This window comes from Streptomyces sp. NPDC007945 (assembly GCF_042958885.1).
Lineage (GTDB): Bacteria > Actinomycetota > Actinomycetes > Streptomycetales > Streptomycetaceae > Streptomyces.
Genome location: NZ_JBIBJV010000002.1, coordinates 846227 through 870424, shown reverse-complemented (window position 1 = coordinate 870424; position 24198 = coordinate 846227). Strand labels below are relative to the sequence as shown.

23 protein-coding genes are annotated in these 24198 nt (G+C 74.3%); 15 read left to right on the top strand and 8 right to left on the bottom strand.

Annotation, left to right across the window (positions count from 1 at the left end):
- Nucleotides 1-31: 31 nt before the first annotated feature.
- Entirely contained in the window at nucleotides 32-808 is a 777-nt protein-coding gene (locus ACFZCF_RS09285) for a hypothetical protein (protein ID WP_391285653.1), read from the bottom strand.
- A 218-nt stretch (nucleotides 809-1026) separates the two neighbouring features.
- On the opposite strand from ACFZCF_RS09285, the gene purN reads away from it, so the two are divergent.
- The 3 genes from purN (at nucleotide 1027) to ACFZCF_RS09270 (ending at nucleotide 4734) form a co-directional block, all read left to right on the top strand.
- Complete coding sequence (purN, locus tag ACFZCF_RS09280; RefSeq protein WP_388437476.1) at nucleotides 1027-1656, top strand: phosphoribosylglycinamide formyltransferase; 630 nt, start codon at nucleotides 1027-1029, stop codon at nucleotides 1654-1656.
- Nucleotides 1637-3196 (top strand): bifunctional phosphoribosylaminoimidazolecarboxamide formyltransferase/IMP cyclohydrolase, encoded by a 1560-nt coding sequence (gene purH / locus ACFZCF_RS09275; protein ID WP_391285650.1) that lies wholly within the window; start codon nucleotides 1637-1639, stop codon nucleotides 3194-3196. Before purN ends, purH begins: the two co-directional genes overlap by 20 nt.
- Nucleotides 3197-3294: 98 nt before the next feature.
- The gene (locus ACFZCF_RS09270; protein ID WP_391285648.1) at nucleotides 3295-4734 is read left to right on the top strand and encodes a DUF2079 domain-containing protein; all 1440 of its coding nucleotides are present in this window, start codon (nucleotides 3295-3297) and stop codon (nucleotides 4732-4734) included.
- A 59-nt stretch (nucleotides 4735-4793) separates the two neighbouring features.
- Here ACFZCF_RS09270 and ACFZCF_RS09265 read toward each other — a convergent pair whose 3' ends face one another.
- Nucleotides 4794-5426 carry a hypothetical protein gene (locus ACFZCF_RS09265; RefSeq protein WP_388437467.1) on the bottom strand — a complete coding sequence of 211 codons (633 nt, stop codon included), beginning with the start codon at nucleotides 5424-5426 and terminating at the stop codon, nucleotides 4794-4796.
- A 273-nt stretch (nucleotides 5427-5699) separates the two neighbouring features.
- Between ACFZCF_RS09265 and ACFZCF_RS09260 the strand changes: the two genes are divergently transcribed.
- The 4 genes from ACFZCF_RS09260 (at nucleotide 5700) to ACFZCF_RS09245 (ending at nucleotide 9669) form a co-directional block, all read left to right on the top strand.
- A complete protein-coding gene (locus tag ACFZCF_RS09260) occupies nucleotides 5700-6560 on the top strand; it encodes a bifunctional methylenetetrahydrofolate dehydrogenase/methenyltetrahydrofolate cyclohydrolase (RefSeq protein WP_391285646.1) in 861 nt (286 codons plus the stop codon).
- Between the two features lies 1 nt (nucleotide 6561).
- On the top strand, nucleotides 6562-7047 hold the full coding sequence (locus ACFZCF_RS09255) for a DUF3017 domain-containing protein (protein ID WP_382811761.1): 486 nt from the start codon (nucleotides 6562-6564) through the stop codon (nucleotides 7045-7047).
- 240 nt (nucleotides 7048-7287) lie between these two features.
- On the top strand, nucleotides 7288-8508 hold the full coding sequence (locus ACFZCF_RS09250; protein ID WP_391285643.1) for a DUF2690 domain-containing protein: 1221 nt from the start codon (nucleotides 7288-7290) through the stop codon (nucleotides 8506-8508).
- Nucleotides 8509-8679: 171 nt separating this feature from the next.
- The gene (locus ACFZCF_RS09245; RefSeq protein WP_388437458.1) at nucleotides 8680-9669 is read left to right on the top strand and encodes a malate dehydrogenase; all 990 of its coding nucleotides are present in this window, start codon (nucleotides 8680-8682) and stop codon (nucleotides 9667-9669) included.
- 81 nt (nucleotides 9670-9750) lie between these two features.
- Here ACFZCF_RS09245 and ACFZCF_RS09240 read toward each other — a convergent pair whose 3' ends face one another.
- Entirely contained in the window at nucleotides 9751-10257 is a 507-nt protein-coding gene (locus ACFZCF_RS09240; protein ID WP_391285641.1) for a carboxymuconolactone decarboxylase family protein, read from the bottom strand.
- 46 nt (nucleotides 10258-10303) lie between these two features.
- Here ACFZCF_RS09240 and ACFZCF_RS09235 point away from each other — a divergent pair, with 46 nt between their 5' ends.
- Complete coding sequence (locus ACFZCF_RS09235; protein WP_391285639.1) at nucleotides 10304-11863, top strand: aminotransferase class I/II-fold pyridoxal phosphate-dependent enzyme; 1560 nt, start codon at nucleotides 10304-10306, stop codon at nucleotides 11861-11863.
- A gap of 303 nt (nucleotides 11864-12166) precedes the next feature.
- Nucleotides 12167-13144, top strand: a complete 978-nt coding sequence (gene sigJ / locus ACFZCF_RS09230) for an RNA polymerase sigma factor SigJ (protein WP_391285637.1) — start codon at nucleotides 12167-12169, stop codon at nucleotides 13142-13144.
- Between the two features lie 3 nt (nucleotides 13145-13147).
- Here sigJ and ACFZCF_RS09225 read toward each other — a convergent pair whose 3' ends face one another.
- The gene (locus ACFZCF_RS09225) at nucleotides 13148-13990 is read right to left on the bottom strand and encodes a hypothetical protein (protein ID WP_391286010.1); all 843 of its coding nucleotides are present in this window, start codon (nucleotides 13988-13990) and stop codon (nucleotides 13148-13150) included.
- Nucleotides 13991-14137: 147 nt separating this feature from the next.
- On the opposite strand from ACFZCF_RS09225, the gene ACFZCF_RS09220 reads away from it, so the two are divergent.
- Both ACFZCF_RS09220 and ACFZCF_RS09215 read left to right on the top strand, forming a co-directional pair.
- Entirely contained in the window at nucleotides 14138-14443 is a 306-nt protein-coding gene (locus ACFZCF_RS09220) for a hypothetical protein (RefSeq protein ID WP_189948062.1), read from the top strand.
- 29 nt (nucleotides 14444-14472) lie between these two features.
- The gene (locus ACFZCF_RS09215; protein ID WP_388437439.1) at nucleotides 14473-15654 is read left to right on the top strand and encodes a glutathionylspermidine synthase family protein; all 1182 of its coding nucleotides are present in this window, start codon (nucleotides 14473-14475) and stop codon (nucleotides 15652-15654) included.
- A gap of 319 nt (nucleotides 15655-15973) precedes the next feature.
- Here ACFZCF_RS09215 and rocD read toward each other — a convergent pair whose 3' ends face one another.
- Nucleotides 15974-17179, bottom strand: a complete 1206-nt coding sequence (rocD, locus tag ACFZCF_RS09210; protein ID WP_391285634.1) for an ornithine--oxo-acid transaminase — start codon at nucleotides 17177-17179, stop codon at nucleotides 15974-15976.
- A 542-nt stretch (nucleotides 17180-17721) separates the two neighbouring features.
- Between rocD and trpS the strand changes: the two genes are divergently transcribed.
- Entirely contained in the window at nucleotides 17722-18738 is a 1017-nt protein-coding gene (gene trpS / locus ACFZCF_RS09205) for a tryptophan--tRNA ligase (RefSeq protein ID WP_388437433.1), read from the top strand.
- Between the two features lie 140 nt (nucleotides 18739-18878).
- Nucleotides 18879-19457: a 2'-5' RNA ligase family protein gene (locus ACFZCF_RS09200; RefSeq protein ID WP_388437430.1), complete on the top strand. Its 579-nt coding sequence runs from the start codon at nucleotides 18879-18881 to the stop codon at nucleotides 19455-19457.
- Between the two features lie 40 nt (nucleotides 19458-19497).
- Here ACFZCF_RS09200 and ACFZCF_RS09195 read toward each other — a convergent pair whose 3' ends face one another.
- Both ACFZCF_RS09195 and ACFZCF_RS09190 read right to left on the bottom strand, forming a co-directional pair.
- Complete coding sequence (locus tag ACFZCF_RS09195; protein ID WP_391285631.1) at nucleotides 19498-20262, bottom strand: decaprenylphospho-beta-D-erythro-pentofuranosid-2-ulose 2-reductase; 765 nt, start codon at nucleotides 20260-20262, stop codon at nucleotides 19498-19500.
- Nucleotides 20263-20283: 21 nt separating this feature from the next.
- Nucleotides 20284-21525, bottom strand: coding sequence for an FAD-binding protein (locus ACFZCF_RS09190; RefSeq protein WP_391285629.1), 1242 nt, complete (start codon nucleotides 21523-21525; stop codon nucleotides 20284-20286).
- 104 nt (nucleotides 21526-21629) lie between these two features.
- Between ACFZCF_RS09190 and ACFZCF_RS09185 the strand changes: the two genes are divergently transcribed.
- Nucleotides 21630-22571: a YhjD/YihY/BrkB family envelope integrity protein gene (locus ACFZCF_RS09185; protein WP_391285627.1), complete on the top strand. Its 942-nt coding sequence runs from the start codon at nucleotides 21630-21632 to the stop codon at nucleotides 22569-22571.
- Here ACFZCF_RS09185 and ACFZCF_RS09180 read toward each other — a convergent pair.
- Nucleotides 22474-23832: a D-alanyl-D-alanine carboxypeptidase family protein gene (locus ACFZCF_RS09180; RefSeq protein ID WP_391285625.1), complete on the bottom strand. Its 1359-nt coding sequence runs from the start codon at nucleotides 23830-23832 to the stop codon at nucleotides 22474-22476. The genes ACFZCF_RS09185 and ACFZCF_RS09180 overlap by 98 nt on opposite strands.
- A gap of 109 nt (nucleotides 23833-23941) precedes the next feature.
- Between ACFZCF_RS09180 and ACFZCF_RS09175 the strand changes: the two genes are divergently transcribed.
- Nucleotides 23942-24187, top strand: coding sequence for an SCO4848 family membrane protein (locus ACFZCF_RS09175; RefSeq protein ID WP_388437414.1), 246 nt, complete (start codon nucleotides 23942-23944; stop codon nucleotides 24185-24187).
- The last annotated feature ends 11 nt before the right edge of the window (nucleotides 24188-24198 follow it).

Here is a 24198-nt window from a genome sequence, read left to right as displayed (position 1 = left end):
CGTCCATGGACGCCGCCGGTGCCGCAGGCGTCTAGTCGCGCACCCCGAAGCCGTCCCGGAGCGGCTTCGGCAGCAGGTCGTTGCAGGCGACCGCGCCCGCGTTGGTGAGGGCGTCGTCCCGGCAGTCGTAGAAGTCCTTGTAGACCAGCTGCATCGTGAAGCCGAGGCCCACGATCAGCAGCGCCACGGACGAGGCCACCAGGCCGCTGATGGCCGCAGTCCGCATCGAGCGGGCCGGGCTCGGGGTGCCGGGCGCGGCCGACTGTCCCGAGGGCTGGGACGCCCCCTGTGATTCCGGCGACACCCCCGCCGGGGTCTCCGCCGCCGCCTTCGGCTTGGCGCGCAGCGAGCTGACCGCCCAGTACAGCGAGAGCGCGCCGAGGAGCAGGGCCAGCTCCGGGATGTCGAAGATCGCGAAGAAGAAGGCCCACATGCCGCCGAGGACCGCGTACCGAGCGCGCCGCTGGGCCGGGTCCGTGGGGTCCCAGCGCAGCCCGGGCCGCTCGGGTCCCGAGCCGCCCTGACCGCCCTGGCGGTCGGCGCCGCGCTCCGGGCCGCGCCCGAAACCGGCCGAGGAACGGCCCGGCTGACGCGGGCTCCAGCGCCCGTCGGCACCGCCCCGCACGGGCGACGACGAGCCGTCCTCGTCGCCGTCCGAGCCGCCGGAGCCGCCCGAAGCGCCCGATCCGTCCGCGCCGCCGGAGCCTGCGGAACCGTCCGGCCGGCGCGGCTGCCACGGCTGGTCGGGGGTGCCCTCGGGCGGCGGGGCGAACGGGTTGTTGTCGTTCGTGGACTGGCGATCCGGCATCTGCTGGACGTCTTCCCTCTGTCGTCGTGACCGCTTCGCACCGGCGGCGTGACCGGCGTCGGACCCTGACGCTACCCCCCTGCTGCGCCCCCGTCCCGTGGGGGCCGTCCCGTGTGCCGGTATCGTTGCTGACGGTCGAGCCATTCGTAGGGTTCCCCGTATGGACGGGCACGATTCGTTCGTAGGACCGCACAATAACCACGGAAAGAGTGACCCCAGTGGCTGCCGCCCGCCTTGTCGTTCTGGTCTCCGGGTCGGGTACCAACCTCCAGGCCCTCCTCGACGGCATCGCCGCCGACCCCGAGGGCTACGGCGCGGAGATCGTCGCGGTCGGCGCCGACCGCGATTCCATCGCCGGCCTGGAGCGCGCCGAGCGGGCCGGGATCCCCACGTTCGTGTGCCGGGTGAAGGACCACGCGAGCCGCGACGAGTGGGACCGCGCGCTGGCCGAGGCCACCGCCGCCCACGAGCCGGACCTCGTCGTCTCGGCCGGGTTCATGAAGATCCTCGGCAAGGAGTTCCTCGCCCGCTTCGGCGGCCGGGTCGTCAACACCCACCCGGCGCTCCTCCCCAGTTTTCCCGGTGCCCACGGGGTGCGTGACGCGCTCGCCCACGGCGTAAAGGTCACCGGGTGCACCGTCCACTTCGTCGACGACGGCGTCGACACCGGCCCGATCATCGCCCAGGGCGTGGTCGAGGTACGGGAGTCGGACGATGAATCCGCTCTGCACGAGCGCATCAAGGAAGTCGAGCGCTCGCTGCTCGTCGACGTCGTGGGGCGTCTCGCCCGGCACGGCTACCGCATTGAGGGACGAAAGGTTCAGATCGGTGAACACGGACACCGTTAAGCCCATCCGCCGCGCGCTGGTCAGCGTCTACGACAAGACCGGTCTGGAGGAGCTGGCCCGCGGTCTGCACGAGGCCGGTGTCGAGCTCGTCTCCACCGGCTCCACCGCCGGGAAGATCGCCGCCGCCGGCGTCCCGGTCACCAAGGTCGAGGAGCTCACCGGCTTCCCCGAGTGCCTGGACGGCCGCGTCAAGACCCTGCACCCGCGCGTGCACGCCGGCATCCTCGCCGACCTGCGCCTGGAGTCGCACCGCGAGCAGCTCGCCGAGCTCGGCGTGGAGCCCTTCGACCTGGTCGTCGTGAACCTCTACCCGTTCCGCGAGACCGTCGCCTCCGGCGCCACCCCGGACGAGTGCGTCGAGCAGATCGACATCGGCGGCCCGTCGATGGTCCGCGCCGCCGCCAAGAACCACCCGTCGGTCGCCATCGTCACCAGCCCCGAGCGGTACGCCGACGTGCTCGCCGCCGTGCAGGCCGGCGGCTTCGACCTGACCGCCCGCAAGCGGCTCGCCGCCGAGGCCTTCCAGCACACCGCCGCGTACGACGTGGCCGTCGCCTCCTGGTTCGCCGAGGACTACGCCGCCGCCGACGACTCGGGCTTCCCCGACTTCCTCGGCGCCACCTACGCGCGCAAGAACGTCCTGCGCTACGGCGAGAACCCGCACCAGGGCGCCGCGCTCTACGTCGACGGCACGGGCGGCCTCGCCGAGGCGGAGCAGCTGCACGGCAAGGAGATGTCGTACAACAACTACACGGACACCGACGCCGCGCGCCGGGCCGCGTACGACCACGCCGAGCCCTGCGTCGCGATCATCAAGCACGCCAACCCGTGCGGCATCGCGATCGGCGCCGACGTCGCCGAGGCCCACCGCAAGGCCCACGCCTGCGACCCGCTGTCCGCCTTCGGCGGCGTCATCGCCGTCAACCGCCCGGTCTCCGTCGAGATGGCCGAGCAGGTCGCCGAGATCTTCACCGAGGTCATCGTCGCCCCCGCGTACGAGGACGGCGCCGTCGAGGTGCTCGCCAAGAAGAAGAACATCCGCGTGCTGCGCGCCGAGGGCGCCCCCAGCAACCCGGTCGAGGTCAAGCCCGTCGACGGCGGCGCCCTCCTCCAGGTCACCGACCGCCTCCAGGCCGAGGGCGACGACCCGGCGCACTGGACCCTCGCCACCGGCGAGGCCCTCTCCGCCGAGGAGCTCGCCGAGCTCGCCTTCGCCTGGAAGGCCTGCCGCGCGGTCAAGTCCAACGCGATCCTCCTCGCCAAGGACGGCGCCTCCGTCGGCGTCGGCATGGGCCAGGTCAACCGCGTCGACTCCGCCAAGCTCGCCGTCGAGCGGGCCGGCGAGGAGCGCGCCCGCGGCTCGTACGCGGCCTCCGACGCCTTCTTCCCCTTCCCCGACGGCCTGGAGATCCTCACCGCGGCCGGCGTGAAGGCGGTCGTCCAGCCCGGCGGCTCGATGCGCGACGAGCTCGTCGTCGAGGCCGCGAAGAAGGCCGGCGTGACGATGTACTTCACCGGCACCCGCCACTTCTTCCACTGACGGCACGCCGCTACAGGGCCTTCCTCTTCAGGAGGGCCCTGTACCCGTCTCTGGTCTAATGGTCAGGCCCCGGGCCGGCCGGCAGTAGTGGAGACGTGGTGTTGGACGTACTGAGAAAGCCCGCTGCGGACCCCGCCGACGAGCGACCCGGCGACGGCCGGGACCAGGCCCCCGTCCCGTACCTCCCGTACGTTCTGATCGCCGCCGTCCTCACCGGCCTGTACTTCCTCTACTCCTGGGTGCAGTACGACCACTTCCGCACCCCCTCCTGGGACCTCGGCATCTTCGGGCAGGCCGTCCGCTCCTACGCCGAGTTCCGGGTCCCCGTCGCCGACATCAAGGGGCCCGGCTTCCCCATACTCGGTGACCACTTCAGCCCCGTGACGGCGCTCCTCGCCCCGCTCTACCTGCTCTGGCCCTCGCCGGTCTCGCTGCTCTTCGCGCAGGCCGCGCTCTTCGCCGGCTCCGCCGTGATCGTCGGCCGCACCGCCCAGCGGATCCTCGGCAGCCGCGCCACCGGCATCGCCCTCACCGTCGCCTACGGCCTCTCCTGGGGCCTCCAGGAGGCGGTGAAGTCCGACTTCCACGAGATCGCCTTCGCCGTCCCGCTGCTCGCCCTCACCTGCCGGGCGCTGCTCCTCGGCCGCTGGACCGCGGCCGCCGCCTGGTCGGCGCCGCTCGTCCTGGTCAAGGAGGACATGGGGCTGACGGTCGCCATGGTCGGCGTCGTCCTCGCCCTCAAGGGGCAGAGGAAGCTCGGCGCGGCCCTCGCCGCCTTCGGCGCCGCCTTCTTCGCGCTGACCGTCCTCGTGCTCATCCCGGCCGCCAGCAAGCTCGGCCAGTACGACTACTGGGCCAAGATCGAGAAGACCGGCGGGGGCGCCGAGACCTCCCTCGTCCAGATCGTCACCGACGCGCTGACCTCCGGCGAGCGCTGGGAGATGGTCCTCCACCTCCTGGCGATCACCGGCTTCCTCGCGCTGCGCTCCCCGCTGGCGCTCCTTGCGCTGCCCACCCTCGGCTGGCGGTTCGTCTCCCAGGACCCCAACCACTGGGGCCTGCACTGGCACTACAGCGCCGTCCTCATGCCGATCGTGTTCCTGGCGCTGGTCGACGCGGTCCGCGCGGTGCGCACCTCGCCGCGCCCCTGGCTCGCCTCCTACGGCAAGGTCGCCGTCGCCGCCGCCACGGCCGTCGCGCTCACCCTGGCCGCGAACCTGCCGCTGCGGGAGCTGCTGAAGCCGCAGACGTACGCCGCCGACCTCCGCGCCGAGCAGGCCCGCGCGGCCGTCGCCGCGGTCCCCGAGGGGGCCTCCGTCGAGGCGGACGTCCCGCTCCTCGCGCACCTCACCGCCGACCACGAGGTCTACTGGGTGGGCACCGCGAAGGGCGCCACCCCCGACTACCTGGCCCTGGACCTGCGGGGCTGGTCGGGCCAGGCCTCGGACCCGGCCGTGACGGCTTCGCAACTGCACCCGGAGGCGTCGTACGAGATCGTCCACCGCTCGGACGGCTTCGCGGTGCTGAAGAAGAAGTAGCGGGTACGCCGAAGGGCCCGGCTCCTCCTGGAGCCGGGCCCTTCGGCGTGCCGTGCGGATCAGTAGCGCGGGCGGGAGAACCAGGCGGTGCCGCTGGGGACCACCGGCGCGAGCGTGATGATCACGCCGAAGGTGACCCAGATCAGCGGGAAGATCACGGCCGTGGCCAGGCCCGAGTCGAGGCCGATGAAGAGGCCGATGGCGCCCACGATGGTGCCGAGCGCGCCGTAGATCACCGTGGTGATCCGCACGCCCTGGCCGCCGCTGCCGAACTTGACCGCGAGCGTGATCGAGAGGGCGGCGAGTCCCAGGAAGATCAGGGCGAGGACGATGGCGGCGCCGGCCGCGAAGTCGCCGAGGTCCTCGAACGGGTTGTCGCTGCCGTAGTCGGACGCGAGGTCCGAGGCGTCGCTGGCGATGCTGGCCGCGTAGACGTAGAGGATGCCGGCGAGGATCTGCACCGCGGAGATCAGGTACAGGAACACCCGCGCCGTCGTCAGCAGCCCCGGCATCGACTGCGGCACCATGCCCGGGCCGCCCGGGTACGCGCCGTACGGCGAGACGGGCGGGGCGGCCGGGTAACCGTAGTTGCCCTGCTGCGGGACGCCCTGGGGGGCCTGCGGGTAGCCGTAGCCCGGCTGTTGGCCCTGCGGCGGCTGGCCGTAGGGGTTGTTCGGGTCGCCGAAGCTCATCGGGGCTTTCCTCCGTGAATGTTCTCGTGCGGGGACGACGCGGCCCGCGCGGAGGAACTTTCACGGCACGTGAGCGGACTCCCCCCGGCACTTCCCGCGGCACTGCGCTGGTCATCGTCTCCGTAGCTCCGACGTGTTGTCCAGTCGATACGCACCGGAGTTGTGCACCTGCAACCCTTCGCTCCGGCCCGCGCGGCCGCCCGGGGAACCCCCGGTCGGAGCCGCGCGGGACCGAATTGGAACTCGGCGGGGGTCATCCGGGAGGATGTCCCCATGAGCGCCCAGATTCTCGATGGCAAGGCCACCGCGGCCGCGATCAAGTCCGAACTCGCCGTCCGCGTGGCGGCCCTCAAGGAGAAGGGCGTCACGCCCGGTCTCGGCACCGTCCTGGTCGGCGACGACCCGGCCAGCCAGAAGTACGTGGCCGGCAAGCACCGCGACTGCGCGCAGGTCGGCATCGCCTCCATCCAGCGCGAGCTCCCCGCGTCCGCCACGCAGGAGGAGATCGAGGCGGTCGTCCGGGAGCTCAACGAGGACCCGGCGTGCACCGGCTACATCGTCCAGCTGCCGCTGCCCAAGGGCATCGACGAGAACCGCATCCTGGAGCTGATGGACCCGGCGAAGGACGCCGACGGCCTGCACCCGACCAACCTCGGCCGGCTGGTGCTCAACGAGCCCGCCCCGCTGCCCTGCACCCCGAACGGCATCGTCACGCTGCTCCGCGCCCACGGCGTCGAGATCGCCGGCGCCGAGGTCGTGGTCGTCGGCCGCGGCGTCACCATCGGCCGCCCCATGCCGCTCATCCTGACCCGCCGCTCCGAGAACGCCACCGTGACCCAGTGCCACACCGGCACCCGCGACCTCTCGGCGCACCTGCGGAACGCCGACATCATCGTGGCCGCCGCCGGCGTGCCGCACCTGATCAAGCCGGAGGACGTGAAGCCCGGCGCGGCCGTCCTCGACGTCGGCGTCTCGCGCAACGCCGAGGGCAAGATCATGGGCGATGTCCACCCGGACGTCGCCGAGGTGGCCGGCTGGATCTCCCCGAACCCCGGCGGTGTGGGCCCGATGACCCGCGCGCAGCTGCTCGTGAACGTCGTCGAGGCCGCGGAGCGCGCGGCCGCGGCGCTCTGAGATGACCTCGGGGAGCCCGGCCGCCCCCGGGAGCCCTGACGGTCCGCGGGAACTGCCGCGCGGCCGGGTGTCGAAGGTCCGCCGGGTGCGGGGCTCGCGCCGCCCGCCGACCGTCACCACGGACACGGCCCGCCCCGAGGGCGGCGGCCGGGCGGCGGGCGGCGACGCCCCCGCCCCGGCCCGGCAGTGGCCGCTGCTCCTCGTCCTGGGGACGGCGGCCCTCGGCCTGCTCGTCGTCGGGACGGATCCCTTCTGGCAGTCGTTCCGCGTCGGGACGATGCTGGTGGGGGCCGCGCTGCTGCTGGGCGCGGTGCTCCGCCGCCTGCTGCCCTCGGTGGGCATGCTCGCGGTCCGCTCGCGCTTCACGGACATGGTCACCTACGGGGTGATGGGCTCGCTGATCGTGCTGCTCGCGCTCATGGTGCAGCCGAAGCCCTGGCTCCGGATCCCGTTCCTGGAGGACGTCCTCCATCTGACGGTGACCTGACCCGTATCCGGTCGTAGGACGACGGCGCCCGCCCTCTCCCCCGTGGGAGGGCGGGCGCCGTCCTGTGATCAAGGGTCATGTACGCGCCAACGAAGGGCAAGTTCGCGCCGTCCGCTGTGGCACGGAGGTGACCATTCCGGTACATCCGCGCTCTCCGGTCGGGGTCCCGCGCACCGCCCGGAGCTGCCATCCTTCGAGGAACCCAGCGGGCCCAGAGGAACTTCGACGAGGGGGCGGCACATGTCGGCGTGGAAGGCGCTGTCCGGCGAACTCGATCCGGACGTGCGGACGTTCGCGGAACGGCTGCGGAGGGTCATCGACCGCAGCGGACTCGGCCTCGCCGCCGTCGCCGAACGCACCGGACACGAGCGGGCCGACTGGGACGCGTACGCGAACGCCACCAGGCCCGTGCCGAGGAGCGCCGTCGTCGCGCTCTCCGACGTCACCGGCGCCGACCTCGGCCCCCTCACCGCCCACTGGGAGCACGCCGACCGCGCCTGGAAACGCCTGCTGCGGGAGCGGGCGGTGGCGGAGCCGGGGACCGTGCCGGGGCCTGCGCCTGCGCCGGTGCCGGGGGCGGCGGGCGTACGGGAGCGGGGGCCGGTCCCGGAGGACGTACCAGCCGCCTGGGCGGGCCCGAGCGCCTCGGGCGATCCGACCGCCTCGGCCGATCCGACCGCCTCGGCCGTCCCGCCAGCCTGGGCCGCCCCGGCCGCCCCGGCAGACCGGGTTCTTCCCGCCACCCCTGCCGTCCCCGCCGCCCCGGCCCCACCGGCCGCCCCGGCCGACCCGGCCCCACCGGCCGACCCGGTCGACGCCGCCGACCGCACCATGCGCATCAGGCCCGTGCCGCCCGCGCCCGAGCCCGGCGGGGCTCCGGCCGCGCGGGTGCCGGAGTCCGGGGGGCCCGCCGCCGTACGGCCGTCGCGCCCCGGGCCGACGGCCGCGCGGCGGCCCCGGCGGGCCTCGCCGCTGCTCTACGTCGCCGGAGTCCTCGGAGCCGCGCTCGTCGTCACCGCCGCCGTGCTCCTCGTCGACCTCGGCGGGACCGGGAAGGAGCCGGCGGCCGCCCCGCCGCCGCCCGCCACCACCACCGCCCCCACACCGGGCCCCAGCCTCCCCGAGGGCGTCCGCTGCACCGGCGCGGACTGCGGCGGGCTCGACCCGGAGGACATGGGGTGCGGCGGGCCGCTCGCCACCACCGTCGCCCGCACCCGCATCGGCGCCGCCCTCGTCGAGGTCCGGCACAGCGAGGTCTGCGCCGCGGCCTGGGCGCGGATCAGCGGCGGCGCCCCCGGGGACGAGGTCAGCGTCCAGTCGGGCACGGCCGTCCGCGTCGCGAACATCCGCCCCGACGGCGACGGCGGCGCGTACACCGCGATGATCCCGGTCGCCTCCGCGGGCGCCGCGCGCGCCTGCGCGACCCTCTCCGGCGGCGAGGACGGCTGCACGGGAGGGTGAAACGGGGCCGGAGGTGAGCCGCACCACAAGGGGGTGGGGGTGCGGAGGGGCCCGCTTCCGATAGCCTGACCGCCGGATATCTCTTCACATCGAGACATCGATCGATCAGGAAGCGGTATCCAGTCTCAGGGGCAGGGAAACCCCACCGCCAGCTGTCTTACGGAGATCGCCATGACCCGCACTCCCGTGAATGTCACCGTGACCGGCGCGGCCGGCCAGATCGGCTACGCGCTGCTCTTCCGCATCGCCTCCGGCCACCTGCTCGGCGCGGACGTGCCGGTCAAGCTGCGCCTCCTCGAGATCCCGCAGGGCGTGAAGGCCGCCGAGGGCACCGCCATGGAGCTCGACGACTGCGCGTTCCCGCTGCTCAAGGGCATCGACATCTTCGACGACCCGAACAAGGGCTTCGAGGGCGCGAACATCGGCCTGCTCGTCGGCGCCCGCCCGCGCGGCCCGGGCATGGAGCGCGGCGACCTGCTCGCCGCCAACGGCGGCATCTTCAAGCCGCAGGGCGAGGCCATCGCCGCCCACGCCGCGGACGACATCAAGGTCCTCGTCGTCGGCAACCCGGCCAACACCAACGCCCTCATCGCCCAGGCCAACGCCAAGGGCGTCCCGGCCGAGCGCTTCACCGCGATGACCCGCCTGGACCACAACCGCGCGCTGACGCAGCTGGCCCAGAAGACCGGCTCCTCGGTCACCGACATCAAGCGCCTCACCATCTGGGGCAACCACTCCGCGACCCAGTACCCGGACATCTTCCACGCGGAGATCGCCGGCAAGAACGCCGCGGACGTCGTCGACGACGAGGCGTGGCTGGCCGACACCTTCATCCCGACCGTCGCCAAGCGCGGCGCCGCGATCATCGACGCCCGTGGCGCCTCCTCCGCCGCCTCGGCCGCCAACGCCGCCATCGACCACGTCCACACCTGGGTCAACGGCACCGCCGAGGGCGACTGGACCTCCATGGGCGTCCCGTCGGACGGCTCCTACGGCGTCCCGGAGGGCCTGATCTCCTCCTTCCCCGTCACCTGCAAGGACGGCAAGTACGAGATCGTCCAGGGCCTGGAGATCAACGACTTCTCCCGCGCCCGCATCGACGCCTCCGTCAAGGAGCTCTCCGAGGAGCGCGACGCGGTCCGCGAGCTCGGCCTCATCTGAGCCCTCCCGCCCGACGCGTGACGGAGCCCCCGGTCGGAAGACCGGGGGCTCCGCCCGTTCCCGTGGAAGCCGCGGGAGGGGTCAGTGGGCGCGCGGGGTGTAGTGGCCCGGCACCATGCGGGTCGTGACGGCGATCCGGTTCCAGGAGTTGATGACGACGATCGCGGCGATCACCTTGGCGAGCTCCTCCTCGTCGAAGTGCGCGGCGGCCGCGGCGTACACCTCGTCGGGGACGAAGCCGTCGGTGAGGACGGTGACGGCCTCGGTGAGGGCGAGCGCGGCCAGTTCGCGCTCCGTGTAGAAGTGCCGCGACTCCTGCCAGGCGGACAGCTGGACCACGCGCTCGACCGACTCGCCCTCGGTGAGGGCGTCCTTGGTGTGCATGTCGAGACAGAACGCGCAGTGGTTGAGCTGCGAGGCGCGGATCTTGATCAGGTGGTAGAGGGTCGGGTCCACGCCCTTGGCGGCCTCCTGCTCGAGGCGGAGCATCGCGCGGTAGAAGTCCGGGACCCGCTCCGCGAAGGGCATGCGGGCGGGGTGCTCGTGGGCGAGGGCCTGGGCGGGGGAGTGCACGGTGGTGGTGGTCATGGAGCCACCGTACGCAGCGGATGGCATGCGGGTATGGTCCATTCTCATGCGGGATGACTGGGCCACTTTTGGCGCCGACCTCCATCTGGACCTGCGCGGCACCCGGCTCAGGGCCGGTCTCATGGACGCCCTGCGCGAGGCGGTGCGGAGCGGACGCCTCGCACCGGGCACCCGGCTGCCGTCCTCGCGCCAGCTCGCGGCGGACCTCGGGGTGGCCCGGAACACCGTCGCCGACGCGTATGCCGAACTGGTGGCCGAGGGGTGGCTCACCGCACGCCAGGGTTCCGGCACCCGGGTGGCCCGCCGCGCGGACCCCCGGCCGGTCGCCGGACCGGCGGGCGCGGAGCGGGAGGGGGCAGGTGCCGAGCGGGAGCGGGCCGGCGCCGACGGAAGCGCCGCGCTCCCGCTCACACCCCCCGCCGGGTCCCCGCCCGTCGGGCCCACGCCCGGCGGCTCCGCGTGGCGGGTGTCGCGGCGGCGGACGGGCCCCCCGGCGTACGACCTCCGCAGCGGCACCCCGGACCTCGCCTCCTTCCCGCGCGCCGCGTGGCTGAAGGCGTACCGGCGGGCGCTCACCGCCGCGCCCAACGAGGCCTTCGGGTACGGGGATCCGCACGGCCGGGAGGAGCTGCGGACGGTCCTCGCCGAGTACCTCGCCCGCGCCAGGGGCGTCCACGCGCGACCCGAACGGATCGTGGTCTGCGCCGGGTTCGCGCACGGCCTGATGCTGATCGGCCGGGTCCTGCGCGGGCGCGGGGCCCGGACCGTCGGGGTGGAGTCGTACGGGCTCGGCCCGCACGCCGCGCTGCTCCGGGACGCCGGGCTCACCACCCCGCCGCTGCCCTTCGACGAACGCGGCACCCGCGTCGAGGAGTTGCCGTCGCTCGCCCCGGACGCGGTGCTGCTGACCGCCGCCCACCAGTTCCCGCTCGGCGGGGCGCTGCCGCCGGACCGGCGGACGGCGGTGGTCGACTGGGCGCGGGCGACCGGCGGTTACGTCCTGGAGGACGACTACGACGGGGAGTTCCGGTACGACCGGCAGCCCGTCGGCGCGCTCCAGGGTCTCGACCCGGAGCGGGTCGTCTACCTCGGCACCGCGAGCAAGTCCCTCGCGCCCGGACTCCGGCTCGCCTGGATGGTGCTGCCCGAGAGCCTGGTGGACGAGGTCGTCGCCGCGAAGGGGGCGGTGGTCGACTGGATGTGCGGCACCCCCGACCAGCTCGCCTTCGCGGACTTCCTGGCCACCGGCGCGCACGACCGGCACGTCCGCGCCATGCGGCTGCGCTACCGGCACCGCCGCGACCAGCTCGTCGCCGCGCTCGCCGAGCGCGCGCCCGGGATCCGCGTCGGCGGCATCGCGGCGGGCCTCCACGCGGTCCTCTCCCTCCCGCCCGGCACCGAGGCCGCCGCCCTCCGCTCCGCCGCCTGGCACGGCCTCGCGGTCCAGGGCCTGGGACGCTTCCGCCACCCGCAGGCCGAACGCTCCCTGGAGGGCCTGGTCGTCGGCTACGGCACCCCGCCCGACAGCGCCTGGCAGGGCGCCCTCCAGGCCCTGTGCCGCGTCCTGGAGGGCGTCGACGAGGACCGCGACCCGCAGGACACCTGAGGGACCGGGCCGGTCCGGGGTCCGGGTGGCGGTCGGAGCGGGCCGGGGCGGAGTGGCGGGGGCGGGGTCCGGGCGGGCCGGGCGACCGGGGGCCGGCCGATGGCCGTGGCGGGACGGCCCGGCCCGGTGGTTCGGCGTCCGTGCCGGGGCGGGTCGGCCCGTGGTGCCGGTGGCCGGTCGCGGCCTGCCTGGGTGTCGGTGGCCGCGGGTGCCCCCCCCGGCCGGGGTGACCGGTGATCGGTGGCCGGTCGGCGGGTGGGTGGCGGGGAGGCCGCGGGGGGCGTCTGGCAGGGTGGGGGCGTGATGTCGTACTCCGCCCCGGACGGGCGGCCGCCGGGTGACGGGGAGGCCGCCGCGCGGGAGTTCACCGCGTACCGGCCGCGGCTCTTCGGGCTCGCCTACCGCATGCTCGGGTCCGCCGAGGAGGCCGAGGACACCGTCCAGGACGCCTATCTCCGGTGGGCCGGCGCCGACCGGGCCGTCATCGTCCAGCCGGTCGCCTGGCTCACCCGGGTCGTCACCAACCTCTGCCTCACCCGGCTCACCTCCGCCCGCGCGACCCGCGAGCGGTACACCGGGACCTGGCTGCCGGAGCCGGTGTTCACCGACGTCCGGGGACCGCTCGGCGCGCTGGGCGCGGGGCCGCTGGAGGCCGTCGAGCGCGGCGACGACGTCTCGACGGCGCTGCTGCTGCTCCTGGAGCGGCTCACCCCGGCCGAGCGGGCCGTCTACGTGCTCCGCGAGGCCTTCGGCTACCCGCACCGGGAGATCGCCGGCCTGCTCGGCCTCGGGGAGGCCCACTGCCGCCAGCTGTACGTCAGGGCCGCCCGGCGGGTGGCCGCGCCGGGCGACGACGGGGCCTCCGCCCGTGCCGGGGCGCCCGCGCCCGAGCGGCACCGGGAGTTCGTCGAGTCCTTCGTCGCCGCCTCCCGCGAGGGCGACCTCGCGGGCCTGGAGAAGGTCCTCGCCGAGGACGTCGTCTGGTGGAGCGACGGCGGCGGCAAGGTCAGGTCCGCGCTCCGTCCCGTCCGCGGCCGCGACCACGTCCTCCGCTTCCTCGCCGGCGTCGCCGCCAAGCGGGAGGAGGGCTCCGTGCTCACCGTCGCCGAGGTCAACGGCGCGCCCGGCGTCGTTCTGCACGTCGGCGCCCGGCTCATCGGCGTCGCCACGGTGGAGACGCGCGCCGACGGCCGCATCACCGATGTGCGGATGGTGATGAACCCGGACAAGCTCGTCTTCGCGGGCCGGCAGTTCGCCGCCCGTCCGGAGGCCGTGGACTGAGCGTCAGTCCGCGGCGCGCTCCCGCGCGGGGGCGGGCGCGGCGACCGGCGGTTCGCCGAAGCGCGCGAGGGCCAGGGAGGCCGCGACGGCCATGACGAAGCCGGCGAGGGCGAGCCCGCCGAGGCCCTCGCGGGTCTCGTCGCCCAGCCAGAGGAGTCCGGCCGCCGCCGGGCCCAGCGTCTCGCCCAGGACCATGCCGGCCGTCGCCGTCGTCACCGCGCCCCGCTGGAAGGCCGAGGTGAGGAGCAGGAACGCCGCGCCGCCGCCGAGCAGCAGCGCCCACAGGGCCGGGTCCGCGAGGTCGACGCCGTCGAGGAGCCGCACCGCCACCTCCACCACGCCGAAGCCCAGCCCGGAGCCGAGACCGAGGAGCAGCGCCCGGGGCCGGTCGGGGAGGTGCCCGGCCGCCGCGCCGAGCAGCAGTACTGCGGCGGCGACGCCCAGCAGCACCCACGGCAGCGCCTCGGGGCCCTCCCGGTGGCCCTCCGGCCCGGCGGCGAGCGCCAGCAGGGCGAGTCCGGCGCAGACCGCGGCCACCGCGGCCCACTCGGCCCGGCCGAGCCGCACCGCGAGCATCCGGGAGGCGAGGGCGGCGGTGACGGCGAGGCTCGCGGCGAGCGCGGCGCCGACCGCGTACAGGGGGAGCGTCCGCAGCGCCACGACCTCCAGGGCGAAGCCGAGTCCGTCGAGCGCGAGCCCGACCGCGTACCGCCACTGCCGCACCGCCCGCCAGAGCAGCCCGACGTCCACCCCGCTGCCCGTCCCGGGCGCGGCCGCGCGGGCGGCGACGGCCTGGAAGACGGTCGCCGCACCGAAACAGAGCGCCGACCCGAGCGCGCAAACCATCCCCAAGAGCACATAGCGACTCTAGGTGTCGGGGGCGGAATACGGCGGCTTACACTGTGCGGTCGCGAGGCGCGCGGTCATACGTATGGCCGGGCGGGCGCGGCGCGCACAGGGGTGCGCGGTCAGGCGAAGGGGAGGGCCAGGGACATGCGGAGGCTCAGGTCGAGCACGGTGGTGCTCGGCGGTATGGGCGTGCTCGCGGCGACGATCACCGCCTGCGGCGCCGAACCCGACCGCAGGTGCGCGGACCCGGTCACGCTGGAGGAGCTGCCGAGCTACCGCTGCGACACCGGCTCCTCCGACGACGACGATGACGACGGCACCACGGCCCGCGGCGCCTACTACTACGGCGGCTCCGTCCGCGAATCGCGCGTGACCGGCGGCAGCTTCGACCGGAAGGCCGTCGAGACCGGTGGCTTCGGCTGCTCGTCCTCCGGGTCGAGCGGCGGCTGAGACGCAGGACCGACGGACGGACCGGCACCATGGAACGGCACACCATCGAACCCCGCCCGGGCTGGCAGGAGATCGTCGAGGAGCAGGGGCTCGTCTATCCGCTGACCCGCTACCCGGACGGTTCGCTGCGTCCGTACTGGGACGAGAGCGCGTACTACTCCTTCACGCTCCCCGAGGTCGAGGCGCTGGAGGAGGTCGTCGAGGAGCTGCACGCCATGTGCCTGGCGGCGGCCGCGCACATCGTCGAGCAGGACCGTTTCGCCGACCTCGGGATCACCGACCCCAAGGTCGCCGAACGGGTCGCCGAGTCCTGGCGCCGCCGCTCCGAACTCCCCTCCCTCTACGCCCGCTTCGACCTCGTCTACGACGGCACCGGCCCGGCGAAGATGCTGGAGTACAACGCGGACACCCCGACCTCCCTGGTGGAGGCGGCGAGCCCCCAGTGGTTCTGGATGGAGGACCGCTTCCCCGGCGCCGACCAGTGGAACTCCCTCCACGAGCGGCTCGTCGACGCCTGGAAGCGCCAGGCGCCGCTGCTGCCGGCCGGCCCCGTCCACTTCGCCCACTCCGAGACCGACGAGCTCGGCGAGGACCTGATGACGGTCGCGTACCTCCGCGAGACCGCCGAGCAGGCCGGGCTCGCCACCGAGGCGCTCTCGGTGGAGCGGATCGGCTGGGACCGGCTCTCCCGCCGCTTCGTCGACGAGAAACTCCGCTTCATCCGCAGTTGCTTCAAGCTCTACCCGTGGGAGTGGCTGGTCACCGACCCCTTCGGGAAGCACGTCCTGTCCACCCTGGACAACGGCGGCTCCACCGGCACCACCTGCTGGATCGAGCCCGCCTGGAAGATGCTGCTCTCCAACAAGGCGCTCCTCGCCGTCCTCTGGGAGCTCTACCCGGGCCACCCCAACCTGCTGCCCGCCTACCTCGACGGGCCGCGCGAGCTGGCCACGACCACCGGCTGGGCGGCCAAGCCGCTGCTCGGCCGGGAGGGCGCGGGCGTCACCCTGCACGAGCCCGGCACCGAGGCCGTCGTCCGCGACGAGCCCTGCTGCTACCAGGGGCTCGCCCCGCTCCCCGACTTCGACGGCAACCGCACCCTGCTCGGCGCGTGGGTCGTCGAGGACGAGGCCGCGGGCCTCGGCATCCGCGAGTCCGCGGGCCCCGTCACCGACGAGTACGCCCGCTTCCTCCCGCACGTCATCCTCTAGGCCCGCTTCCTCCCGCACGTCAGCCTCCAGCCCCCGCTCCGGCACGTGCTCCCGCGGCGGCGACGGTGAGGGACTCGACCGGGTCCGGCGTCTCGACGCGGGACACGACGGGCGCGGCCACGTCTCCGCGGACGCCCGCGCGGAGCCGGGAGCGGCGCCGAGGAGGGCGAGGGGGAGGGACCGGCGAGCGCGCCACGCACGGCGGGGCGCAGACGGGGTCGCGACATGGCCGCGTCATCGGCCCGGCGCGACTCCGGTTTCCAAGGCCGGAGTTGTGCCGGGGCGGCGGCGCTCACCGCCGCCCCGGAAGCGGAGCCGGTCAGTCCGAGAGGACCGTCCGCAGCTGCTCCAGACCCCAGTCGAGATCCTCCTTAGAGATCACCAGCGGCGGCGCGATCCGGATCGTCGAACCGTGCGTGTCCTTCACCAGGACGCCCCGGCCCATCAGGCGCTCCGAGATCTCCCGGCCCGTGCCGCGCGGCGGCGCGATGTCGACGCCCGCCCACAGCCCGCGGCCCCGCACCGCCTCCACCGCGCCACCGCCCACCAGGAGCCCCAGCTCCGCGTGCAGGTGCTCGCCGAGCTCCGCCGCCCGCTGCTGGTACTCCCCGGTCCGCAGCATCGCGACGACCTCCAGCGCGACCGCGCACGCCAGCGGGTTCCCGCCGAACGTCGAACCGTGCTCGCCGGGGCGGAAGACGCCGAGGACGTCCGCGTCCGCGACGACCGCCGACACCGGCACCACACCGCCGCCGAGCGCCTTGCCCAGGATGTACACGTCGGGGACGACGTCCTCGTGCTCGCAGGCGAACGTCCGGCCCGTCCGGCCGAGCCCCGACTGGATCTCGTCGGCCATGAACAGCACGTTCCGCCGGGCCGTCAGCTCCCGCACCCCGCGCAGGTAGCCGGCCGGCGGGACGAGGACGCCCGCCTCGCCCTGGATCGGCTCCAGCAGCACCGCCACCGTGTTCTCGGTGACCGCCGCCTCCAGGGCCGTCAGATCGCCGTACGGCACGATCTCGAAGCCCGGCGTGTACGGGCCGAAGTGGTCCCGGGCCTCGTGGTCGGTCGAGAACGACACGATCGTCGTCGTCCGGCCGTGGAAGTTGTTCCCCGCCACCACGATCTTCGCGTGCCCGTCCGGCACGCCCTTGACCTCGTACCCCCACTTCCGGGCCGTCTTCACGGCCGTCTCGACCGCCTCCGCCCCGGTGTTCATCGGCAGCACCGTCTCCTTGCCGCACAGCTCCGCGAGCCCCGCGCAGAACTCGGCGAACCGGTCGTGGTGGAAGGCCCGCGAGGTGAGCGTCACCCGCTCCAGCTGGGCCTTCGCCGCGTCGATCAGCCGGCGGTTGCCGTGCCCGAAGTTCAGCGCCGAATAGCCGGCGAGCATGTCCAGGTACCGGCGTCCCTCGACGTCGGTCATCCAGGCCCCCTCGGCGGAGGCGACGACGACGGGCAGCGGATGGTAGTTGTGGGCGCTGTGCGCGTCCGAGGCTGCGATCTCGTCTTGCGTTCTCGACACGGGATCTCCGATCGTCCTGCGGCCGGGGGAGTCTTGTGGCCCCTTTCCTATCGTCGCTCGCCCACCGGGCGAAGAAACCTCCGACGACGGCGCGCCCGCCGGGCTGTGCGCACGCGCGGCGACCGGCGTACGGGGAACCGACCCCGGGGGAGCCGCGCGCTCCACCCCACGAGGTGCCGCTCGCCTGTGACCCCGGCCGGCCGGTCGGTCCCCGGCAGGCCGTCCGGTCCGTCCCCGGCCGGCCCGGCCCGGCCCCGGCCGTTCGACTGGCCGACCGTTCGCCGGTCCGTACGGCGGGGTGCCCGCCTGCCCGGTCGGCCGACGGTCCGGCCGTTCGACTGTTCGGTCGGCCGACGGTCCGGTCGGCCGACGATCCGGCCGGTCGGACGGGCGCCGACCCAGGCCCGCCGTGAGCGGAACGGCACCCTCCGGCCCGCCCCCGCCGCCTCCGGTGTGTTCCTCGTCTCAGCACACCGCCGACCGCCCGCTCCGGGCGCACAGGCAGTCCGGGACCGGTTCCCGCACCTGAGAGAATGATGTGCATGGCCTCTGATGTCCGTCCCCGCGCGCTCTCCGGAATCCAGCCCACCGCGGGCTCGTTCCACCTCGGCAACTACCTCGGTGCGATCAGGCAGTACGTCGCGCTGCAGGAGTCCCACGACGCCTTCTACATGGTCGTCGACCTGCACGCCATCACGGTCCCGCAGGACCCGGCCGAGCTGCGCGCCAACACCCGGTTCGCCGCCGCGCAGCTCCTCGCCGCCGGCCTGGACCCGGAGCGCTGCACCCTCTTCGTCCAGAGCCACGTCCCCGAGCACGCGCAGCTCGGCTGGGTCATGAACTGCCTCACCGGCTTCGGCGAGGCCTCCCGCATGACCCAGTTCAAGGACAAGTCCGCCAAGCAGGGCGCCGACCGCGCCACGGTCGGCCTCTTCACCTACCCGATCCTCCAGGTCGCGGACATCCTCCTGTACCAGGCCACGCACGTGCCGGTCGGCGAGGACCAGCGCCAGCACATCGAGCTCACCCGCGACCTCGCGGAGCGCTTCAACGGCCGCTTCGGCGACACCTTCACCGTCCCGGCGCCGTACATCGTCAAGGAGACCGGGAAGATCTACGACCTCCAGGACCCGACGATCAAGATGAGCAAGTCGGCGTCCACGCCGAAGGGCCTCATCAACCTCCTGGACGACCCGAAGGTCACCGCCAAGAAGGTCAAGAGCGCCGTCACCGACACCGACACGGTGATCCGCTTCGACCCGGAGAACAAGCCCGGCGTCTCCAACCTCCTCGTGATCATGTCCACCCTCACGGGCACCGGCATCGAGGAGCTGGAGAAGAGCTACGAGGGCAAGATGTACGGCGCCCTCAAGACCGACCTCGCCGAGGTCATGGTGGACTTCGTCACCCCCTTCCGGGCCCGCACCCAGGAATACCTGGACGACCCGGAGACGCTGGACTCGGTCCTGGCCAAGGGCGCGGAGAAGGCCCGCGCGGTCGCCGCCGAGACCCTGGCGCAGACCTACGAGAAGATCGGCTTCCTGCCCGCGAAGCACTGAGCCGGACAGCCGGACCGCACCAGGTCCGAGGACCGGACCGCACCAGGTCCGAGGACCCTGGCCATGAGGGTGGTGCAGGCCGCACACTGGCGGCTGCACCACCACACACCGACCCGACCCGGACGACGGAGGAGAACGACGTGGGGACCGTAACGCTCGGCGTTTCGATCGCGGTCCCGGAGCCTCACGGCAGCCTGCTCCAGGAGCGGCGCGCGGGCTTCGGGGACCCCGCCGCGCACGCCATCCCCACCCACGTCACCCTCGTCCCGCCCACCGAGGTCGACCAGGACCGGCTGCCGGAGATCGAGGCCCACCTCGCCGGCGTCGCCGCCGACTCGCTGCCCTTCGCGATCCGGCTGAGCGGCACCGGCACCTTCCGCCCGCTCTCCCCCGTGGTCTTCGTCACCCTCGCCGAGGGCACGGCCGGCTGCGACCGGCTCCAGGCCCGCCTCCGCGACGAGGCCGGACCGCTCGTCCGCGAGCTCCAGTTCCCGTACCACCCGCACGTCACCGTCGCCCACGGCATCGCCGAGGAGGCCATGGACCGGGCGTACGAGGAACTGGCCGCCTACGAGGCCGCCTGGACCTGCTCCTCCTTCGCCCTGTACGAGCAGGGCGCCGACGGCGTCTGGCGCAAGCTGTACGACTACGAGTTCGGCAGCGGCCGCCCCGTCGCCGCCGTCCCCAGCCAGGGCGGCAGCCCGGTCCGCACCCCCTGAGGGGCCACCGGGGCCGGCGGCGGCGGCCCGGTCCGCACCCCTAGGGAGTCACCGGCAGCCGCCGGTGCAGCGGGCGCGGCACGTGCCGCAGCGCCGAGGCCACCAGGCGGAGCGGAGCCGGTACCCACACCGTCTCCGAGCGGCGCCGCAGCCCCAGCTCGATCGCGCCCGCCACCGCCTCCGGGGTCGTCGACAGCGGCGCCTGCTCCCGGCCGCCCCCCGGCCGCGCCGGGCGCACCACGCCGGGCCGCACCACCATCACGTGCACCCCCGTCCCGTGCAGCGCGTCCCCCAGACCCTGCGCGAAGACGTCGAGCCCCGCCTTCGACGAGCCGTAGATGAAGTCCGAGCGCCGCCCCCGCTCGCCCGCCACCGACGACAGCACCACCAGCGAACCGTGCCCCTGCGCCTGGAGCGCGCCCGCGCACACCAGGGCCGCCGAGACCGCGCCCGTGTAATTGGTCTGCGCGACCCGCACGGCCGCCGCCGGATCGGACTCGTCGCGCGCCTGGTCGCCGAGGACCCCGAAGGCCAGCAGCACCAGATCGACGTCGCCCTCCGCGAAGACCCGCCCCAGCCGCTCCGCGTGGACGTCCGTGTCCAGCGCGTCGAAGGGCACCACACGCACCTCCGCGCCCAGGGCGCGCAGCGAGCCGGCCGCCTCGGCCAGCTCGGGGGAGGGCCGGCCGGCCAGCCAGACCGTGCGGGTCCGGCGGGCGATCAGCCGGCGCACGGTGGCGAGCCCGATCGCGGACGTGCCGCCGAGCAGCAGCAGGGACTGGGGGGCACCGAAGGCGTCCTTCACGACGCATCACTCCTGAACGGTTCAGAGGCCGAGACGGCGGGAGAGGTCCGAGCGGAACACGGACCGGGGATCGAGGGCGGCACGCAGCGCGCGGAAGGCGTCGAGCCGCGGATACATCACGGGAAGCAGCGCGGGCCGCAGCCGGCCGTCCTCGGCGAGGCAGACCCGGCCGCCGGCCGCCGCCACCCGCTCGTCGAGCACGTCCAGGAACCGGCCGAGTCCGCGCGCCCCCGCCGGCACGTCGACGCTCAGGCACCAGCCGCGCACCGGGAACGCCAGCGGGCCCGCCCCGTCCGCGTACACCCGCTCCACGCGCGCGTGCCGAGCGCCCCGGGCGGGGGACCGCCGGTCGGCGAGCAGCGCCAGGAGCCCGCGCAGCACCTCCTCCCGCCCCTCCGGCACGGCGCACCGGTACCGCACGAAGCCCGACCGGGGGCCGCGGCCGTACGCCGGGACCGCACGAGCGCGTGCCAGGCCCGGCAGCGGCCGCAGCCCGCCCGCCCACGGCCCGGGGAAGGACGGCGGGGCCAGCGGGGCACGGCGGGCCCGGTGGCCCCGGGGCAGCCCGGCGTACGGGACCGGCGCGGCGGTCGTCAGGACGGCGCGGCCCCGCCCGCCCGGCTCGACCCGGGCCCGCGCGTACGGCTCCGGGACGGCACCGGGCGCGGTCCAGTGCGCGAGCAGCGCGTCGACGCCACGGAAACGGACGGTCCGCTCCCGCAGGTACGCCGTCTCGACGGGCCGCACCGCCAGCGTCACCGCGAGGACCACACCGGTCAGGCCGAGCCCGCCGACGGTCGCGTCGAAGAGCGGCTCGCCGCGCCGGACGGTCCTGGACCGCCCGTCGGCGCCGAGGAGTTCGAACGCCTCGACCCCGTTCCCGTACCCCGAGGCCACCGTCCCGCCGACCGTCCAGCCGCCCCCGCCGGCCCGCGGGTGGAGCCCGTACGGCAGCAAGGCCCGGGCGAGCGTGCCCAGTTCCGCGCCGGCCTCGCAGACGACGAGGCCCGCCGCCGCGTCCAGGCCGCGGATCCGGTCGAGCGCGGTCAGGTCCAGGACGGTCCCGCCCGCGTTCTGCGCCGCGTCGCCGCAGGACCGGCCGCGGCCGCGGGCGACGGTGCCGCGCGGCCCCCTGGCCAGGACCGCCTCGGCGGCCTCGGCGGCCGTGCGGGGCCGGGCGAGCAGCGCGAGCGAGGGTGCGGTGCGCCCGGCGCCCGTGAGGGGCACGAAGTCGTCGTCCAGGACGAGGGGTTCGACAGCCATGAGGGCGACGGTATCGCCGTGTCCGTCTCTTATGTCGGTATTGCCGTCGCGGCGGTCCGGTGTCGGTCCCCGCACCCCGCCCGCGACCGGGGGATGCTCGGGTCATGGACTGGCTGACCAAGCTCCCCGTCATCGGCCCCTGGCTCGCCCGGCTGATGAGGACGCACGCCTGGCGCTCCTACGAGCGGCTCGACGAGGTGCACTGGACCCGGCTCGCGGCCGCCATCACCTTCCTCTCCTTCCTCGCCCTCTTCCCGCTGATCACCGTCGCCGCCGCCATCGGCGCCGCGCTGCTCACCGACGACCAGCTCGCACGGATCGAGGACAAGCTCTCCGACCAGGTCCCCGGCATCTCCGACCAGCTCGACATCGGCGCCCTCGTCGCCAACGCCGGCACCGTCGGCCTCGTCGCCGGCGCCGTCCTGCTCTTCACCGGCATCAGCTGGATCGGCTCGATGCGCGACTGCCTGCGCGCGGTCTGGCGGCTCGACGACACCGACGAGGGCAACCCGGTGGTCCGCAAGGGCAAGGACGCGATCGTCCTCTGCGGCCTCGGCGGCGTCGCCCTCTGCTCGCTCGCCGCCTCCTGGCTCGGCTCCACGGCCGTCGGCTGGAGCGCCGACCGGATCGGCCTCTCCGGCGGCGGCGCGGGCGGCGTCGTCCTCCAGGCCGCCGCCGTCCTCGTGGCGATGGCCGCCGACTTCCTGATCCTGCTCTACGTCCTCAAGCCGCTGCCCGGCGTCGAACCGCCCCGCCGCCGGCTCGTGGTGGCCGCCCTCATCGGCGCGGCCGGCTTCGAACTCCTCAAGCTCCTGCTCGGCGGCTACATGCGCGAAGTCGCGGCGAAGTCGATGTACGGGGCCTTCGGCGTGCCGGTCGCCCTGCTCCTGTGGATCAACTTCACCGCGAAGCTCCTGCTGTTCTGCTCGGCCTGGACGGCCGTGGACGCTAAGGAGCCGCCCCGGGATCAGGAGCCGGAGCCGCGTCGGACCCGGCCGCCGACGGACGAGGACGAGGCCGTCCCACCGCCGGCCAGCGCCGGTTGACCAGGAACACCGCGCCCGCGAGCAGCACCAGCACCCCGCCCGCGACCGCCAGCGCGATGCCGACGCCGCCCGACCCCCCGTGGGCACCCGCCGCGACGGCAGGCGCGGCCGACTGCGGACGCTCCGGCGCCGCCGCCGCCCCCGACTCCGTACCGCCCGAGGGTCGCGCCACCGGCACCACGTTGCGCGGCGCCACCAGCTCGCCCACCGGCGTCACCTTCCCGGCCGCCGCGAAGCCCCAGTCGAGCAGCCGCGCCGCCTCCTTGTAGACCGCGTGCTGCTCCTTCGACGAGGGGTTCATCACCGTCACCAGCAGCACCCGCCCGTTCCGCTCGGCGACCCCCGTGAAGGTGGCGCCCGCGTGCGTGGTGTTGCCGTTCTTCACCCCGGCGATGCCCTGGTACGGGGCGAGGCCGAAGTCACCGGTCAGCAGCCGGTTGGTGTTCTGGATCTCGAAGGTCTCGCGCTTCTTGCCCGGCTTCGCCTCGCCGGGGAAGGCGGCGCGCGGGGTCGCCGCGTACTCCCGGAACGCCGGCTTCTGCATGCCGCTGCGGGCGATCAGCGTCAGGTCGTACGCGGACGAGACCTGCCCCGGCGCGTCGTAGCCGTCCGGCGACTTCACCTGCGTGTCGAGCGCCTGGAGCTCCGCCGCGTGCGCGTTCATCTCGGCGACGGTCTTCGCGAGTCCCTGGTTCATCTGCGTCAGCACGTGCACGGCGTCGTTGCCCGACCGCAGGAAGACGCCCAGCCACAGGTCCCGGACCGTGTAGCTCTGCTTCTCCTTTATCCCCACGAGGCTCGACCCCGCGCCGATCCCCGCCAGATCCTGGGCGGTCACCAGGTGCGCCCGCCCCGGGTCCGTGAACTTCGGCAGCAGCGTGTCCGCGAAGAGCATCTTCAGCGTGGAGGCGGGCGCAAGGCGCCAGTGCGCGTTGTGCGAGGCGAGCACCGCGCCGCTCTCCGCGTCCGCGACGATCCACGACCGCGCCGACAGCTCCTTCGGCAGCACCGGCGCCCCGGCCCCCAGCTTCACCTGCGTCCCCGGCAGCCCGAGGAGCGCCCCGCCCACCGACGACATGTTCGCCGGCGGCCGGGGCTGCGGCGAGGCGGTCGGCGTGGCGGAGGCCGAGACGGTCGCCGTGGCGGTGGGCGTGCCCCCCGGCTTCACGGGCTCGTCGGCATGGGCGGGCCCGACACCGATCGCGAACGGAAGCAACACAGCGGCGGCGACCGCACCAGCGGTCCTGTTCGAAACAGACACGACCGAGAACGTACATGCCCGCACCGCCGATCCGAACCCCGCGCCCCCTCCCGCGCCCACCGGTCCACCCGGACGCGGGGTCGGTGGGGCGGCCGGTGATACTGGGCCCATGAAGCTCAGCCGTCGCGTCTCCTGGTTCCTGCTCGCGTTCGGAGTCTGGAGCTGGGTCATCTGGGTCACTTTCATCAAAAACCTATGGAACGACGGCAGCGGTCTCGCGTTCGACGACGCGGGGGACCCGACGGCCTACTTCTGGGTCCATCTGCTGCTCGCCGTGACGTCCTTTGTTCTGGGGACGGTGATCGGCGTGATCGGGTTGCGCGGGGTGCGTGCCTCCCGCCGCTCCGCCGACTGACACAAGTGAGG

Excerpts from the sequence above, each read along its gene's own strand:
- ACFZCF_RS09285 (WP_391285653.1), bottom strand. The coding sequence starts at position 808 with ATGCCGGATCGCCAGTCCACGAACGACAACAACCCGTTCGCCCCGCCG.
- ACFZCF_RS09265 (WP_388437467.1), bottom strand. The coding sequence starts at position 5,426 with ATGAGCTTCGGCGACCCGAACAACCCCTACGGCCAGCCGCCGCAGGGC.
- ACFZCF_RS09260 (WP_391285646.1), top strand. The coding sequence starts at position 5,700 with ATGAGCGCCCAGATTCTCGATGGCAAGGCCACCGCGGCCGCGATCAAG.
- ACFZCF_RS09255 (WP_382811761.1), top strand. The coding sequence starts at position 6,562 with ATGACCTCGGGGAGCCCGGCCGCCCCCGGGAGCCCTGACGGTCCGCGG.
- ACFZCF_RS09250 (WP_391285643.1), top strand. The coding sequence starts at position 7,288 with ATGTCGGCGTGGAAGGCGCTGTCCGGCGAACTCGATCCGGACGTGCGG.
- ACFZCF_RS09245 (WP_388437458.1), top strand. The coding sequence starts at position 8,680 with ATGACCCGCACTCCCGTGAATGTCACCGTGACCGGCGCGGCCGGCCAG.
- ACFZCF_RS09240 (WP_391285641.1), bottom strand. The coding sequence starts at position 10,257 with ATGACCACCACCACCGTGCACTCCCCCGCCCAGGCCCTCGCCCACGAG.
- ACFZCF_RS09235 (WP_391285639.1), top strand. The coding sequence starts at position 10,304 with ATGCGGGATGACTGGGCCACTTTTGGCGCCGACCTCCATCTGGACCTG.
- sigJ (WP_391285637.1), top strand. The coding sequence starts at position 12,167 with ATGTCGTACTCCGCCCCGGACGGGCGGCCGCCGGGTGACGGGGAGGCC.
- ACFZCF_RS09225 (WP_391286010.1), bottom strand. The coding sequence starts at position 13,990 with ATGGTTTGCGCGCTCGGGTCGGCGCTCTGTTTCGGTGCGGCGACCGTC.
- ACFZCF_RS09220 (WP_189948062.1), top strand. The coding sequence starts at position 14,138 with ATGCGGAGGCTCAGGTCGAGCACGGTGGTGCTCGGCGGTATGGGCGTG.
- ACFZCF_RS09215 (WP_388437439.1), top strand. The coding sequence starts at position 14,473 with ATGGAACGGCACACCATCGAACCCCGCCCGGGCTGGCAGGAGATCGTC.
- trpS (WP_388437433.1), top strand. The coding sequence starts at position 17,722 with ATGGCCTCTGATGTCCGTCCCCGCGCGCTCTCCGGAATCCAGCCCACC.
- ACFZCF_RS09190 (WP_391285629.1), bottom strand. The coding sequence starts at position 21,525 with ATGGCTGTCGAACCCCTCGTCCTGGACGACGACTTCGTGCCCCTCACG.
- ACFZCF_RS09185 (WP_391285627.1), top strand. The coding sequence starts at position 21,630 with ATGGACTGGCTGACCAAGCTCCCCGTCATCGGCCCCTGGCTCGCCCGG.
- ACFZCF_RS09175 (WP_388437414.1), top strand. The coding sequence starts at position 23,942 with ATGAAGCTCAGCCGTCGCGTCTCCTGGTTCCTGCTCGCGTTCGGAGTC.